13 protein-coding genes and 2 tRNA genes are annotated in these 14877 nt (G+C 60.5%); 11 read left to right on the forward strand and 4 right to left on the reverse strand.

Annotation, left to right across the window (positions count from 1 at the left end; all coding sequences use genetic code 11):
- The first annotated feature begins 10 nt into the window (after nucleotides 1–10).
- Complete coding sequence (gene typA, locus DWZ15_RS07890) at nucleotides 11–1849, forward strand: translational GTPase TypA (RefSeq protein WP_117584035.1); 1839 nt, start codon at nucleotides 11–13, stop codon at nucleotides 1847–1849.
- A 129-nt stretch (nucleotides 1850–1978) separates the two neighbouring features.
- Here typA and DWZ15_RS07895 read toward each other — a convergent pair whose 3' ends face one another.
- The 4 genes from DWZ15_RS07895 to DWZ15_RS07910 form a co-directional block, all read right to left on the reverse strand.
- Complete coding sequence (locus tag DWZ15_RS07895; RefSeq protein ID WP_118450331.1) at nucleotides 1979–3124, reverse strand: polymer-forming cytoskeletal protein; 1146 nt, start codon at nucleotides 3122–3124, stop codon at nucleotides 1979–1981.
- Nucleotides 3125–3230: 106 nt separating this feature from the next.
- On the reverse strand, nucleotides 3231–3920 hold the full coding sequence (locus DWZ15_RS07900; protein ID WP_233544687.1) for a trimeric intracellular cation channel family protein: 690 nt from the start codon (nucleotides 3918–3920) through the stop codon (nucleotides 3231–3233).
- Nucleotides 3921–4281: 361 nt separating this feature from the next.
- Nucleotides 4282–4372 (reverse strand) — tRNA-Ser (locus tag DWZ15_RS07905).
- A gap of 48 nt (nucleotides 4373–4420) precedes the next feature.
- Nucleotides 4421–4511, reverse strand: a tRNA-Ser gene (locus DWZ15_RS07910).
- Nucleotides 4512–5015: 504 nt separating this feature from the next.
- Here DWZ15_RS07910 and rpsF point away from each other — a divergent pair.
- From rpsF to DWZ15_RS07960, 10 genes are all read left to right on the forward strand, one after another.
- The gene (rpsF, locus tag DWZ15_RS07915) at nucleotides 5016–5309 is read left to right on the forward strand and encodes a 30S ribosomal protein S6 (protein WP_006235831.1); all 294 of its coding nucleotides are present in this window, start codon (nucleotides 5016–5018) and stop codon (nucleotides 5307–5309) included.
- Between the two features lie 48 nt (nucleotides 5310–5357).
- On the forward strand, nucleotides 5358–5810 hold the full coding sequence (locus DWZ15_RS07920; RefSeq protein WP_006235830.1) for a single-stranded DNA-binding protein: 453 nt from the start codon (nucleotides 5358–5360) through the stop codon (nucleotides 5808–5810).
- 72 nt (nucleotides 5811–5882) lie between these two features.
- Nucleotides 5883–6149 (forward strand): 30S ribosomal protein S18, encoded by a 267-nt coding sequence (gene rpsR, locus DWZ15_RS07925; RefSeq protein WP_006235829.1) that lies wholly within the window; start codon nucleotides 5883–5885, stop codon nucleotides 6147–6149.
- Between the two features lie 15 nt (nucleotides 6150–6164).
- Nucleotides 6165–6704: a 50S ribosomal protein L9 gene (gene rplI / locus DWZ15_RS07930; RefSeq protein ID WP_022094073.1), complete on the forward strand. Its 540-nt coding sequence runs from the start codon at nucleotides 6165–6167 to the stop codon at nucleotides 6702–6704.
- A 218-nt stretch (nucleotides 6705–6922) separates the two neighbouring features.
- On the forward strand, nucleotides 6923–8320 hold the full coding sequence (dnaB, locus tag DWZ15_RS07935) for a replicative DNA helicase (RefSeq protein WP_006235827.1): 1398 nt from the start codon (nucleotides 6923–6925) through the stop codon (nucleotides 8318–8320).
- 93 nt (nucleotides 8321–8413) lie between these two features.
- On the forward strand, nucleotides 8414–9700 hold the full coding sequence (locus DWZ15_RS07940) for an adenylosuccinate synthase (protein ID WP_022094075.1): 1287 nt from the start codon (nucleotides 8414–8416) through the stop codon (nucleotides 9698–9700).
- Between the two features lie 118 nt (nucleotides 9701–9818).
- Nucleotides 9819–11123, forward strand: coding sequence for a phosphoribosylamine--glycine ligase (purD, locus tag DWZ15_RS07945; RefSeq protein WP_089572586.1), 1305 nt, complete (start codon nucleotides 9819–9821; stop codon nucleotides 11121–11123).
- A 21-nt stretch (nucleotides 11124–11144) separates the two neighbouring features.
- Entirely contained in the window at nucleotides 11145–11840 is a 696-nt protein-coding gene (locus DWZ15_RS07950; RefSeq protein ID WP_199580054.1) for an NUDIX domain-containing protein, read from the forward strand.
- Nucleotides 11841–12024: 184 nt separating this feature from the next.
- A complete protein-coding gene (locus DWZ15_RS07955; RefSeq protein ID WP_118450332.1) occupies nucleotides 12025–13797 on the forward strand; it encodes an ABC transporter ATP-binding protein in 1773 nt (590 codons plus the stop codon).
- 19 nt (nucleotides 13798–13816) lie between these two features.
- The gene (locus tag DWZ15_RS07960; RefSeq protein ID WP_118450333.1) at nucleotides 13817–14782 is read left to right on the forward strand and encodes a hypothetical protein; all 966 of its coding nucleotides are present in this window, start codon (nucleotides 13817–13819) and stop codon (nucleotides 14780–14782) included.
- Nucleotides 14783–14877: the final 95 nt, after the last annotated feature.

Here is a 14877-nt window from a genome sequence, read left to right on the forward strand (position 1 = left end):
GGGGAACTACATGCGCGTAGACAATCTGAGGAACATCGCCATCATCGCCCACGTCGACCACGGCAAGACGACGATGGTCGACAAGCTCCTGCGTGCCACGGACGCCTTCCGTGCCAACCAGCAGGTCGAGGACCGCGTCCTGGACTCTAACGACCAGGAGCGCGAGCGCGGCATTACGATTCTCGCCAAGAACATCTCTATCGAGTACAAGGACGTTAAGATCAACGTCATCGACACCCCGGGCCACGCCGACTTCGGCGGCGAGGTCGAGCGCGTGCTGCGTATGGCCGACGGCGCCCTGTTGCTGGTCGACGCTTTTGAGGGTCCCATGCCCCAGACCCGCTTCGTGCTGCGTCACGCTATCGATACCGGCCTTAAGATCATGATCGTCATCAACAAGATCGACCGTCCGGGTGCCAACCCCGAGAAGGCCTACAACGACTGCCTGGACCTTATGGCCGACCTGGGCGCTACCGACGACCAGCTTGAGTTTGCCATGGAGCATGTCATCTACGCCAGCGGCGTCAACGGCTTTGCCCGTCATGATCCCGAGGACGGCAACATGGACATGTACCCGCTGCTCGACATGATCATCGACGACATGCCCGCACCCGAGGTTGACGAGACCGCTCCGCTGGCCATGCAGTGCGTGACCATCGATCACTCCAACTTCGTCGGCCGTATCGGCATCGGCCGCGTGTACTCCGGCACCATCCACCAGGGCGACCAGATCTTGGTCGTCAAGAACGACGGCTCCAGCGCCACCGCTACCGTCAAGCAACTCTTTACCTTCGACTACCTGGGCCGTACCGAGTGCCAGGAAGTCGGCGCCGGCGACATTGCCGCCGTTGTGGGCATCGACCGCACCGATATCGGCGATGTCTACACCGACCCCGAGAATCCCGTCGAGCTCGAGCCCATCGAGATCGACCCGCCGACCCTGTCCATCGTCTTTGAGGCTTCGACCTCCCCGCTCGTCGGCCGCGACGGCGATATCGTTGGCGCCCGTCAGCTCAAGGAGCGCCTGTTCAACGAGGCCGAGAACAACGTGACCATGAAGATCGAGGAGCTCGAGGACAAGAGCGGCGTCGAGGTCTCGGGCCGCGGCATTCTGCACCTGTCCGTTCTGATGGAGTCCATGCGCCGCGAGGGCTTTGAGTTCCAGGTCGGTCGTCCGCGCGTTCTGTTTAAGAAGGACGAGAACGGCAACAAGATGGAGCCTGTCGAGCAGGCCGTCGTCGAGTGCCCGGACGAGTACTCGGGCAAGGTCGTTGAGGTCTTCGGCACCTCCGGTGGCATCATGACGAGCATGGATACCTCGGGCATCGTGACGCACCTTGAGTTTAAGATCCCGACGCGTGGCATCATGGGCCTTAAGAACCGCATCATGAACGTCACCCACGGCGAGGGCGTGTTCTACCACACCTTCTTGGAGTATGGCCCCTACGCCGGCGAGATCGGCAACCGTCAGAACGGTGCCATGATCTCCATGACCACCGAGAAGGCCGTCGCCTACGCTCTGGGTACGCTGCAGGAGCGCGGCCAGCTGTTTGTTGAGCCGGGCACCGAGTGCTACGAGGGCATGATCGTGGGCGAGCGCAGCAAGGCCGGCGACATGGTCGTCAACATCGCCCGTACCAAGAACCTGGGCAACCAGCGTTCCTCGACCTCCGATATCTCCGTCCAGCTGGTGCCGCCCCGCACCTTCTCGCTGGAGGAGGCGCTGGAGTACATCGCCGACGACGAGCTGGTCGAGATTACTCCCAAGAACATCCGCCTGCGCAAGCGTCTGCTCAACGCCACCGACCGTAAGAAGGCAGCCGTCCGCGCCGGCCAGGTCAACAAATAAGCGCTGGGGCTTATAACTGCCAATAAGAAAGGGCGTCGACCGCAATGGTCGGCGCCCTTTTTGGTGCAATGGGATCAGGTTGCTTTGCGCCACCACAAAGGTGCCTGGCCCTTTTGTGGTGGTTGGCGGCTAGGCGGTGGGGAGTCCTGGCGTGTTAGCCGGCTGCTGCGGCTTGAGGTGGGCGTTGCGCCAGATGATCTGGATGGCGTAGCCGAGCGTGAAGACGAAGGCTACACCGCTGACAAAGTTGCCCATAAGAGGAAGTGCCGTGAGTGCGCCCGCGACGATACCGCCCACGGCGGCCATGGCGTAGCGGTTTTGGTTGTGTCCGACCATGCGCGCGACCGCGGTGCCCGTAAATGCCGCCGAGACCAAAGCGATGCCGATGACGCCGCACATGAGGGCGGCGGCGAGCGACAGGCCTGCAATCGAGATGATGAGCAGCAGCACGGCGGGAGCGGCGGCGACCGTGCCCAGAAGACCACTTACCCACAGCGGCATGGGACGCTGATGGAGCATGCCGGCAGCGCTGGCGGTTGCGCGTGGAAAGACAAGCTCAAGCAGGATGGCGACAAAGCAGGTGGAAAGCGCCGCGGCAACGATGCCGCCGATAATGTCGTTGGCCGTAGAGGTGTTCTCGTTCTCGGTCCGGTCGATCTTGAGAGCTCCGACCTGGGCGCCCTCGGCCCGCTCGGGGTCCTGTGAGACGTGGGCGTTCACCGTGCCGGTGATGCGGGCGTTTTTACCCAGGATGAGCTTGTCGGCCCAGACCTCAACATCGCCATCGACGGTGCCGTCGATGGTTACGGTGTCGCCGGCAAGCGCCGCCGATTTGGCGGAGCCGCGCAGGGCGACCGTTTCGCCTGCCGCGTAAAAACAGTTGGCGGTGCTGCCGGTGTTGAGCACGACGTGCTGGCCGGCCACCGTGACGCTGCCATCGATTGCGGTTTTGGCGATATCGATGGTGCGTGCCGCCAGACGAACGGCGCCGCCTACGGTGCAATCGCGAATCGACAGGTTCTCACCCGCCGCGATAATATCGCGGCCGATGGAGGCGTCGTCTAGGTTGAGACTTTGGCCGGCCCAGTACAGGTCGCCTTCGATACCGGACGGAGTTGAGTCAACTTCGGTTGCGAGCACGTTTCCCGCGGTGTCGGTGCCGGCGAACGACACCGTGGGAAGTGCGGTGAGCGCGAGCGCAATCAGCGCGAATAGGATGGTGATGCGGGCCTGCGCTTTGTGGCGCCGGATCGACGGTACTTGGTTGCAAGGCATAGTGAATCCTTCGTTAGATACTCGACAGGTATCTAACAGGGTACCCAACGCGCGGGCGCTCTAAAAGAATCTCTCGGTTGCATTTCGAGGGGTTGTGCTGTGCTACCTACTTTTTACGGTGCAAAAAGCGCGCGATGTCTTCCTCGGTAGGGCTTTTAATGTCAAAGCGCAGTGATAGCCAACGCAGCCCCATGGTCACCACAACGCATACGACCAGCGCGGCAACATTGCTCATGAGGCCGCTCATGACGAGGGCTACATAGCTTGCCGATCCGGCGATGGCCGCGATGGCATAGAAGTTGGTGCGTTGGAAAATGCCCGGGACCACGCCCATAAAGCCGTCGCGCAGCATGCCGCCGCCCACGGCGGTAAAGAAGCCCATCATGATACATACGGCGGGCGCAAATCCGTACACCAACGCCTTGTCCGCGCCGGTTGCTGCATAGATGCCGACCGAGATGATGTCGAGCAGGGGAATGAGTTTTTCGGGCTTATCGACGATTGCCGGGAAGATATAGATGATGGCGGCTGTGGCGATGGAGAGCGGTAGTGCCATGGGCTGGTTGAGGATGTAGACGTTGCCCACCTGCAGCGCCATGTCGCGTAAAAGACCGCCGCCCAAGCCACAGACCACGGCAAGCGCGACCGCGCCCACCAGATCGAGCTTGTGCTCGCGCGCGACCAACACGCCCGAGATTGAAGCCGCGACGACGGCGAACATTTCGAGCCAAAACGGGATGGCGACCATGGCATCTGTGGCGTGTGAGGTAACGGTCATAGCGGCGACGACGGGCAAGATGGGGTCCTTTTGGTTGCGGGTTTAGACAATGCCCGTACATAGTACATGGTTGGCGGGCGTGGTGATCCTATTGCTCGGTAAACGGTCGGGACTGGGTGGGGGCGTAGGTTCCATGTTTGGGGATCTGGGTCGATGCTGAACGCGATGGGGGCGTGGCTGAATAGGAGGGATGTCCAAATTTTGAGCTTTGCTCAAAATTTATCCGGTCGGCTTACGCCGACCGCGCTGCGCTAAAAACGCGCCACGGGCGCGTTTTCTTTACGCTCCGCGCCCTGGCGGGTTCGAATCCCTCCTCCTGCGCGTTATTGAAATGTGCCCGAAAAGAAAAAGCCCCATTGCTGGGGCTTATACCATCTAATGGCGGAGGAGGAGGGATTCGAACCCTCGTGACCTTATACAGGCCAAACGGTTTTCGAGACCGCCGCATTCAACCACTCTGCCACCCCTCCGCGTGGGGTAAAAACAAAGCAGGCTCGAAGGCCTGCTTTGGAATTAACTGGCGGAGAGTCAGGGATTTGAACCCTGGAGACGCTTTTGACGCCTACACGATTTCCAATCGTGCTCCTTCGGCCACTCGGACAACTCTCCGTTAAATGCGAAAGTCAGTATACACGAGGAATCGAAAAGTGCAAACAGAAAACTTGGCAATTTTTAAAACGTGCGGCCGCGCTTGGCTCTGCAGCGGGGTTTGAGGTGCCAAAAAACGGCTTCCGACCAGCGCGGTTGATCAACTCAATTGTTCAAAAGGGGTATTCATAAGCGACTTGGCAATGAATTTAAAAATCTTTGGGTGGTGCTGTGGACCACTGGTATGCATTTCGCGACCACAGCCTTGTGCCCGTTGACCTGCGGCCTGGCTCAGCTTGTCACCACGGCACCGTATCTTGTCCACAGATCCGTCAAGCATTTGGTCAGCATTTGGTTGGAATGCGCATGAAATGCCGTGTGAGTATGGGCATATGTGGAGGTCATGAGGTTGTAGCTGCATATTCTTGCGGCCTGGGAGGTTGAAAGATATTATTACCAAGTCTTTTCCTGCTTCAGGCGCACCTTCACGACCTGAAGCCACATTTGCCCAGAGGAGGTGACAATATGAAGGCTTATGAACTGCTGTTCTTTGTTGACCCGTCGCTCGACCCCGAGACTCGTCTCGCTGTTATGAAGCGTATCGATACCACGATCGCTGAGGGCGCTGGCAAGGTCGACTCCGTTGACGAGTGGGGCAAGCGCAAGCTCGCCTACGAGATCAACGACCTCACCGATGGTGACTACACCCTCATCAACTTCCACGCAGATCCTACCCAGATCGCCGAGCTTGATCGCGTCCTGCGCATCACCGACGCTGTGGTCCGCCACATGATCGTCCGTCGCGACGACCAGGAGTAAGACTGTCGTTTTGGACTGGGCTTGTGCCCCAAGAGGAAGTAGTGAGTTATGAGCATCAATCGAGTGAACATCACCGGTAACCTCACCCGCGATCCCGAGCTGCGCGCCACCGCCGGCGGAACCCAGGTTCTGTCCTTTGGCGTCGCCGTGAACGATCGTCGCCGCAACGCGCAGACTGGCGAGTGGGAGGACTATCCCAACTTTGTCGACTGCACCATGTTCGGCACCCGCGCCGAGGCCGTGAGCCGTTTCCTGGCAAAGGGAAACAAGGTCGCGATCGAGGGCAAGCTGCGCTACAGCTCTTGGGAGCGCGACGGCCAGCGCCGGAGCAAGCTTGAGGTCATCGTCGATGAGATCGAGTTTATGAGCTCCCGTGGTGGCCAGGGTGGCTACGACCAGGGCGGTTACGCCCCCGCAGCTCCCGCGCCCGCAGCACGTCCTGCCGCACCGGTGGCTACGCCGCCCGCGGTCGACGTCTACGATGAGGACATCCCGTTCTAAGGGTTGTTCACCTATTTTTGAGTGAGAGGCGGCTTCGGTTCGCCGAAGTTGCCAAACGAAAGGTATTTTGACATGGCTAATGATTTTTCTGCACGTCAGCCGCGTCGTAAGTACTGCCAGTTCTGCAAGGAGAACACTGAGTTCATCGACTATAAGGACACTCAGCTTCTCCGTAAGTACATGACCGACCGTGGCAAGATTAAGCCCCGTCGCGTCACTGGCGCTTGCACGCAGCATCAGCATGACATCGCCAACGCCATCAAGCGCGCCCGCGAGATGGCTCTCCTGCCGTACACCGTCCCCGTGGTTTCCTCTCGTGGCAACCGCGACCGCGGCTAAGAAGGGAGACGCATCATGAAGGTTATTCTTCTCGATGAGATCAAGGGCAAGGGCGGCGAGGGTGACGTCGTAGAGGTCGCTCAGGGTTACGCTGAGAACTTCCTGTTCCCCAAGAAGCTCGCTGTTGCCGCCACCAAGGGCAACCTCAAGCAGCTTGACGAGCGTCGCAACAACATCGCCAAGCGCGAGGCCGTCCGTCTGGCTACCGCCAACGAGACCAAGGCTGCCTTCGAGGGCAAGACGGTCACCGTTGACGTCAAGGTCGGCGACGAGGGCATCCTCTTTGGCTCCGTTACCGCCGCTATGATCGCTGACGCCATCAAGGCTCAGCTCGGTATGGACATCGACCGCAAGCGCGTCGAGCTCGGTAAGCCCATCAAGGTTGCCGGTGCCCACACCGTTGCCATCTCGCTGTACCGCGAGATCAAGGCCGAGGTTGTCGTTCTCGTCGGCGTTACCGCCGAGGAGCTCGCTGCCGAGGCTGAGGTCGAGGAGGCCGCTGAGGTCGCCGAGGCCGAGACCGCCGAGGTCGAGACTGAGGCTGCTGCCGAGTAGCATTTGCTGCAACGCAACAATCTTGTTCTAAGAAGGGCGCTCTGGGAAACCAGGGCGCCCTTTTGTTTTTTGCGCTGAGTGAGTGTCATGGTGAACGTTGCGTCGAAGTCCTATATACAGGACCGTTCATCCGTTTGGTTCGGTGATGATTGGCGGCGCGCGGCGCGTTTTGGGACCGTGGCTGATACTATGGATGCTCGCAAGCGATATGAATGAGGATGCTCATGGCATATGACGATAGGGAGACCGGGCTGACGGTTGAGGACCGCGGCTCCAAGTTGGGTCTTCCCCAAAACCAAGATGCAGAGGCCAATGTACTGGCCGCTATGCTGCTATCGCCCGAGGTGGTCGAAGAGGCCCAGGTCGAGCTGCAGCCCGATGACTTCTACCGGCCCATTCATAAGACCATCTATACCGCGATGGTCGATATGTACAACAGCCGCATTCCCATCGACTCCATCTCGCTGATCGATTACCTGCGAAGCATCAACAAGCTTGATGCCGTGGGCGGCGAGGCCTACATTTTGGAGTTGATGGGTCAGACCCTGTCGCTCGTCAACTGGCAGCACCATGCCGCTATCGTTCGCCGCGATTCGATGCTGCGTGAGCTGATCGGCGCCACCAACGAGATCAACGCGCTGGCCTATAACGCTCCCACCGATACCAAAGAGGTCGTGGAGCTGGCCGAGAGCAAGTTGCTCAAGGTCACGGCGCGCGAGGTCAAGTCGAGCTACAAGACGCTGACCGAGTTTATGGTCGAGGCCTATAACGAGGCCGAGGAAGTGTGCCAGGCAGGCGGCCAGGCTGCGGGCGTGCCCACGGGCTTCCCGTCGCTCGACCGCATGCTCATGGGTTTTCGCGAGGGCCAGCTCATCATCATCGGCGCCCGCCCTGCTGTGGGTAAGACGTCGTTCGCCCTGAATCTGGCGCTCAACGCTGCCGCGGCCGGTTATACCGTCGGCTTCTTCTCGCTGGAGATGTCGGGCAAGGAAATTGCCCAGCGTCTGATTTGCGCCTACGCCATGATTTCGATCAGTGACTTCCGCATGGGCCGCATTAGCCCCGAGCAGTGGGCCAATATCAACGAGGCCACGCAGACCTTGTCCAAGCTCGATATTCTGATTGACGATACGCCCGGCACCACAGTGACCGAGATTCGCGCCAAGAGCCGCCGCATGCTCCACAACAAGGAGAAGGCCATCATCATCCTGGACTACCTGCAGCTGGTGAGTCCTCCGCCGGGACGCCGCTCCGAGAGCCGTACCGTCGAGGTCTCCGAGATGTCGCGTGGTCTGAAGATCATGGCCAAGGAACTCAAGATCCCGCTCATCGCGCTGTCGCAGCTCTCGCGTCAGGTCGAATCCCGTACCGGCAAGCGCCCGCAGCTTTCCGACCTTCGTGAATCGGGCTCCATCGAGCAGGACGCCGATATCGTTATGTTCTTGGACCGCTCCGCCGACGAGGCCGAAGCCTCGCGCGACGATCGACCCGACGAGGGCGTTACGCGTATCGTCGTGGCCAAGAACCGTTCGGGCCCGATCGGCGACGTCGACCTGATGTTCCTGCCGGCATCCACCAAGTTCTATGAGCTTGATGGGGCACACGCCGAGGAGTAGGACAGGCGCCCGTTGCACGGGTATACTGGGAATGTTTTGTGCTTCTGCGTGCCGGCGTGGCGCGTAGACAGTCCATGAATGTAAGGAGTAAACATGCCGTCAACCGTTTTGGTCGGTGCCCAGTGGGGCGATGAGGGCAAGGGTAAGATCTGCGACCTGGTCGCCGGCGACTTCGATGCCGTCGTGCGCTACTCGGGCGGCAACAACGCCGGCCACACCATCGTCGTCAACGGCAAGAAGTACGGCCTGCACCAGGTGCCCTCCGGCATCATGTATTCCGACCATGTGTCGGTGATCGGTAACGGCTGCGTCGTCAACCCCAAGGTTGTCCTTGAGGAGATCGACATGTTTGAGGCCGACGGCATCACCACCAAGAACCTCAAGATTAGCGGCAACGCGCATGTCATCATGCCGTACCACATCGATCTGGATGGCGCCTTTGAGCAGAAGCTCGGCAAGAAGAACATCGGTACCACCAAGCGCGGCATCGGTCCGTGCTACCAGGACAAGATGGCCCGCATCGGCCTGCGCATGCAGGACATGCTGGACGAGGCACTGTTCCGCGACAAGCTGGAGACCGCTCTCGCCCGCGTGAACCCCGAGCTCGAGCTCATCTACAACCTGCCCACCTACACCGTGGACCAGATTTGCGACGAGTACCTGCCCATGGCCGAGCGCCTGCGTCCCTACATCACCGAGACGAGCCTGCTGCTCAACAACATGATCGATGAGGGCAAGGACCTGCTGTTTGAGGGCGCCCAGGCGACGCTGCTCGACATCGATCACGGCACCTATCCGTACGTGACGTCTTCCAACTGCACCGCCGGCGGCGCCATCACCGGCTCCGGCGTGGGCATGAAGAACGTTGACCGCGTGCTGGGCGTCATGAAGGCCTATATCACCCGTGTCGGTTCGGGCCCCATGCCCACCGAGCTTTCCTATGAGTCCGAGGCCGGCCACACGCTGACCGAGGAGGGCTATGAGTACGGCGTGACCACCGGTCGCCGTCGTCGTTGCGGCTGGTTTGACGGCCCTATCGCCAACTATGCCTCGCGCGTCAACGGCCTCACCGACATCGCCGTGACCAAGCTCGACGTGCTTTCGGCCTTCGACACCATCAAGGTGTGCGTGGCCTACGACGTCGATGGCGAGCGCTACACGAGCGTGCCCGAGCATCAGGTGCGCTTTGAGCACGCCAAGCCCATCTACGAGGAGCTCCCCGGCTGGAAGTGCGATATCACCGGTTGCCGCAGCTTTGACGAGCTGCCGCAAGAGGCTCAGGACTATGTGGCGTTTATCGAGGATCTGGCACACACCCGCGTGACGTTCATTGGCGTTGGCGCTGGTCGCGAGCAGATCATCAACCGATTCTGGAAGTAATCGGGACCATTTGGTTATTGCGATATACCCCTTTGCAGCCCAAGTGGGCGGCCGAGGGGTATATTTGCTTGCAAAGGGCTCGCGCGGAGCGGGCCATTCATCCATAGAGGAGGCACCCTTGAAGGCGGACACTCAAACCATCGACATCCTGTTGTTGGGCAGCGGCGGCCGCGAGCATGCTTTGGCAGCAAAGCTCGCAGCATCACCGCGCGCCGGCAAGCTCTACATTGCGCCGGGTAACGGCGGCACCGCGAGCTGCGGCGAGAACGTTGTTCTCGACGACTGCGATCCCGCGGCCGTGGCGGCGTTTGCTCAGAGCCACGGATGCGGACTCGTGGTAATTGGCCCCGAGGCTCCGCTCGTGGCGGGCGTGGCCGACGCCGTGCGCGCGGCGGGTATTCCCTGCTTTGGCCCGGGTGCCGAGGGCGCCCAGATGGAGGGCTCCAAGCTGTTCTCCAAGCAGCTCATGGAGCGTGCGGGCATTCCGACGGCAGCCTATGGTTCGTTTACCGACGAGGCTTCGGCTCTCGCCTACGTGCGCGAGCAGGGCGCCCCGCTGGTCGTCAAGGCCGACGGCCTTGCCGCGGGCAAGGGCGTTATCGTGGCGACCGAACTTGAGCAGGCCGAGGAGGCCGTGCGCGAGTGCTTTGGCGGCACCTTTGGCGATGCCGGCAGCACCGTGGTCATCGAGGAGATGCTGACCGGTCCCGAGTGCTCGCTGCTGGCCTTTACCGACGGCAAGACCGTGCGCCCCATGGCCACTTCGCAGGACCACAAGCGCGCGCTCGAGGGCGACAAGGGCCCCAACACCGGTGGCATGGGCGTCTACAGCCCGGTGCCCATCGTGACCGATGAAGAGCACGCCACGATGGTGGCGGTCATGGAGCAGACCGTGGCCGAGCTTGCTGCCGAGGGCATCGACTACCGCGGCTGCCTGTATGGCGGCTTTATGCTCACCCCCGCCGGCCCCAAGGTGCTGGAGTTCAACGCCCGCTTTGGTGATCCCGAGACTCAGGTTGTGCTGCCGCGCCTTAAGAACGACCTGGTCGAGGTCATGCTCGCCTGCGCCAACTGCGAGCTCGATCAGATTGAGCTCGACTGGCGTGACGAGTGGGCCGTGGCCGTTGTCCTGACGAGCGCGGGCTATCCCGGCAGCTACGAGAAGGGCAAGGTCATCACTGGCATTGAGGATGCCGAGGCCATGGAGAACGTGACCGTTTACCACGCGGGTACTGCCGTGGTGGACGGCCAGCTCGTGACCAATGGTGGCCGCGTGCTTGCCGTGACCGCTCTGGGCGACACGTTTGAGAACGCTCGCAACCTTGCCTACGAGGCTTGCGAGAAGATTGATTTTGAGGGCAAGACCCTGCGTCACGACATCGGCCTGCGCGCGCTGCGCGGCCGCGACGCCTGGGATGCCTAAAATCCGAGAGGAATGAGACGGATGGACGAGAAGAACGAAGAGCTCGTGGACGCGCAGATCGTCGAAGAGGACAGCCGCGTGTATGGGCACGCCGAGGGCGAACCTGGTGGCGAGGTCGCTGACGAGCCGGCGCTGGTGCTGGGCGACGACGACCCGCACGATGCCGAGCTGCACGAGAAGATTCTTTCGGAGGAGTGCGCCTGGAAGGGCAAGATCCTCGACGTCCACCGTCTTGAGGTTGAGCTGCCCAACGGTCGCCGCAGCGCCCGCGATATCGTTCGCCATCCGGGTGCGGCGGCCGTCGTGGCGCTGACCGAGAGCGGCAAGATCGTACTGGTGCGTCAGTACCGCACCGCCATCGACCGCGTGACGGTCGAGATTCCCGCCGGCAAGCTCGATCCAGGCGAGGATCCGCTCGATTGCGCCAAGCGCGAACTGCATGAGGAGACGGGCTTTAGGGCTGGTCGTATTCGCTTTTTGACGTCGATTGTCACGTCCTGCGGTTTTTGCGATGAGATCATCCGCATCTACTTGGCTACCAAGCTCGAGTTTGATGCGCCCAACCCCGATGATGACGAGTTTGTCAACGTGGACCTGGTGCCGCTGCACGAGCTGATCGACGCCGTGCTCGACGGCAAGATCGAAGACGCCAAGACCGTCGTAGGCGCGCTTGCCTGCGACAGCATCGCGCACCGCTTGGGTGGGGCCGATCTTTAACGAGCGGGGATGATCCCGCAGGTTTGTGTAAGTCAGCGAAAGTGCTCCATTTGAGACAAGGTGGTCTAAAAGAGGAGGGAAGCGTATGGATATACGCGACCGACGATTGAAGGCCAGATTGTCTAAATGGGGCGCTTGCAGCGTCGAGACGAAACGCGGTTTGGTAAAACCGCGTAAGGTGATTATGCTGAAGAGGTTTCTTTCTTACTACAAGCCCCAGATGGGGCTTTTTGTTGCTGATACTGTTTGCGCTCTGGTGCTTGCCGCCATTGACCTGGCGTTCCCCATTATCCTGCGCAATTTGACCGGTGGGCTATTTACTCAGGGTCAGGCTGCCATTATGCAGGCGCTCGGCATGATCGCGGTGGGCTTGGTGTTGATGTATGCCGTCCGCTGCGTCTGCCGCTACTTTGTGAGCTATTGGGGTCACGTGATGGGCGCGCGCATGGAGTCCAAGATGCGCGAGGACCTGTTCGACCAGTATGAGCGCTTCAGCTTTGCGTACTTCGACCGCAACAGCTCGGGCGACATGATGAGCCGCGTGGTCAACGACCTGTTCGATATCTGCGAGGCGGCGCATCACGTGCCCGAGTGGATCATCATCTGCGGCATCGAGATTATCGGCTCGTTTGTGATCCTCTTTACCATCGCCCCGGTGCTGGCGCTCGCCATGGCCGTGGTGACGGCGGCGTTTTCGGCCATCATGTTTTGGCAGAACATGCGCATGCGCGAGGTCTTTAGCGACAACCGCAAAAAGATCAGCGGCATCAATGCGCAGCTGCAGGATTCGCTGGCGGGCATGCGCGTGGTCAAGAGCTTTGCCAATGAGGAGACCGAACGCTTCAAGTTCCGCGCCTCAAACAATCGCTATCTTTCGTCCAAGGAGAACATGTATCACGCCATGGGCGTCTATACCGCGACGTATGGCCTGCTTTCGGGTGTGCTCTATGTGATCGTGGTGCTGCTGGGCGGCTGGCTGGTCGCCCAGGGGCAGCTGCAGGCGGTCGATATGGCGACCTTTGCACTCTATATTTCGCTGTTCTGCACGCCGCTCGAGACACTCGTCAATTCGGCCGAAACGTATCAGAAGGCTATCGCCGGCTTTAAGCGTATGGACGAGGTGCTCTCGACCGCGCCGGATATCCAGGACAAGCCGGGCGCTACGGATCTGCAGGTGACTGCCGGCGCCGTGGAGTATCACGACGTGTGCTTTAACTACGAGGATGTTGAGCTGGGCGAGGGCGATGCCGACGAGCGTCCCGTTATCGACCATATGGACCTGTCCATCAAGCCCGGGCAGACCATCGCTTTGGTTGGCCCTTCGGGCGGTGGCAAGTCCACGACCTGTTCGCTGCTGCCGCGCTTTTATGACGTGGCCGCCGGATCCATTAGCATCGACGGCCAGGACGTGCGCGATGTGACGCAGCAGAGCCTGCGTCGCGCCATCGGCCTGGTGCAGCAGGATGTCTATCTGTTTGACGGCACGATTGGCGAGAACATCGCCTACGGCAAGCCGGGCGCTACGGCAGGAGAGATCGCCGAGGCCGCCCGTCGCGCCAACATCGATGCCTTTATCGAGTCGCTTCCACAGGGCTATGACACGGTCGTGGGCGAGCGCGGCAGCCGTCTTTCGGGCGGACAGAAACAGCGCGTTGCCATCGCGCGTGTGTTTCTCAAGAATCCCAAAATCTTGATCTTGGACGAGGCGACGAGTGCTTTGGATAACGAGAGCGAGGAGGCGGTCCAGGAGTCGCTCGAAGAGCTGGCACGCGGCCGTACCACAATCATCATCGCCCACCGTCTCTCGACCATTAAACACGCCGATGAGATTGCGACCGTTGAGCATGGTCGCGTTGTGGAACGTGGCACGCATGAACAGCTTCTCGCCCGTGGCGGCACCTATGCCCGTTACTATCGAATGCAGTTCGAAGGTGCGCGTGCGCACGAGCTCGACTGATTGATATGACAGGAAGTTTATGGCTGACAAGAACCCTTTGACTCCGGAAGAAGTGACGGAGTTATTCTCCGAAATCGATGCATCCGGTGTCTTGGATCCCACGCTTGCCAAAAAGCGAACCGAGCGCATGCGTGAGAAGGAGGCTGCGGCCAAGCGCGGTGACAAAGCGGCGCTAGCGCAGCTGCGCAGCGAGGACCGCGCGAGCCATGCAAAACATATCGACCCGCTGTCCGAGGATGATCCTTCGGGTTCGCAGGTGAGTCATACCATTACGAAGACCGCGATGGCCGTGGTCATTGGTATTTTGGTGCTGATCGTGGGCATGCAGATTGGCTACGGCGTGATGCGTCGCCTGAACACCGCCAACCTGTCCGAGAGCGTTTCGGTCGATACCGTTTCGACGGCGCTGAAGGGCGGCCTTGAGTGGGGCAACGGCTTTACGCAGTTCCCGCTCGACTTTACCGTCGATGAAGCCGATGAGCGTACGGGCACGGTCGAGGTGACGGTGTTGGACACATCGTCTGCCAACGAGCTCGAGCTGCTGTCCAACGGGCAGATTCAGGCCGCGGCGCTTGCGACCAACGCGTTGCTCAACGATAAGATCGACCGCGTGGTGTATAACGTTCACGCCTATATCGACGAGGATAGCAACATTCAGCACGATTCCTTCTTTGGCATGTTTCCCGCCCAGGGCCACCAGAGCGCCATCCTGACGTTCGTGTGGACCAAGAGCTCATCCAACGCTACGGGTATCGACTGGAAGATGCGCATCGTGAGTATGGATGACACCATCGCCGAGCGCATTCAGAAGCAGGTGAACTCGGTGTCGTCGTTGATTGAGGACCCGGTGGTGAGCCAGACCAAGATTGACGAGGAAAAGGCCGAACGTGACCTGGAGCATCGTCTGCATGGCCGCGAGATTTTCCGCGGCGGCAAGCCCGATCGCACACCGTCCGAACTGCTGGAGCAGGACAAGATAAAATAAGACGCCATCATCCCGCGTGAGCCACAAGCCCCGCGGGATGATTTTTCCGGGACGTGTCTCTATGGTTTTGTCAACCGCGTGCTTCGCGCCATTTC

Source organism: Collinsella sp. AF29-7AC (assembly GCF_003475665.1).
Classification (GTDB): Bacteria; Actinomycetota; Coriobacteriia; order Coriobacteriales; family Coriobacteriaceae; genus Collinsella.

Bases quoted from the DNA above. Each gene is read 5' to 3' on its own strand.
- typA (WP_117584035.1), top strand. From the start codon at position 11: ATGCGCGTAGACAATCTGAGGAACATCGCCATCATCGCCCACGTCGAC.
- DWZ15_RS07895 (WP_118450331.1), bottom strand. From the start codon at position 3,124: ATGCCTTGCAACCAAGTACCGTCGATCCGGCGCCACAAAGCGCAGGCC.
- rpsF (WP_006235831.1), top strand. From the start codon at position 5,016: ATGAAGGCTTATGAACTGCTGTTCTTTGTTGACCCGTCGCTCGACCCC.
- DWZ15_RS07920 (WP_006235830.1), top strand. From the start codon at position 5,358: ATGAGCATCAATCGAGTGAACATCACCGGTAACCTCACCCGCGATCCC.
- rpsR (WP_006235829.1), top strand. From the start codon at position 5,883: ATGGCTAATGATTTTTCTGCACGTCAGCCGCGTCGTAAGTACTGCCAG.
- rplI (WP_022094073.1), top strand. From the start codon at position 6,165: ATGAAGGTTATTCTTCTCGATGAGATCAAGGGCAAGGGCGGCGAGGGT.
- dnaB (WP_006235827.1), top strand. From the start codon at position 6,923: ATGCTCATGGCATATGACGATAGGGAGACCGGGCTGACGGTTGAGGAC.
- DWZ15_RS07940 (WP_022094075.1), top strand. From the start codon at position 8,414: ATGCCGTCAACCGTTTTGGTCGGTGCCCAGTGGGGCGATGAGGGCAAG.
- DWZ15_RS07950 (WP_199580054.1), top strand. From the start codon at position 11,145: ATGGACGAGAAGAACGAAGAGCTCGTGGACGCGCAGATCGTCGAAGAG.
- DWZ15_RS07955 (WP_118450332.1), top strand. From the start codon at position 12,025: ATGCTGAAGAGGTTTCTTTCTTACTACAAGCCCCAGATGGGGCTTTTT.
- DWZ15_RS07960 (WP_118450333.1), top strand. From the start codon at position 13,817: ATGGCTGACAAGAACCCTTTGACTCCGGAAGAAGTGACGGAGTTATTC.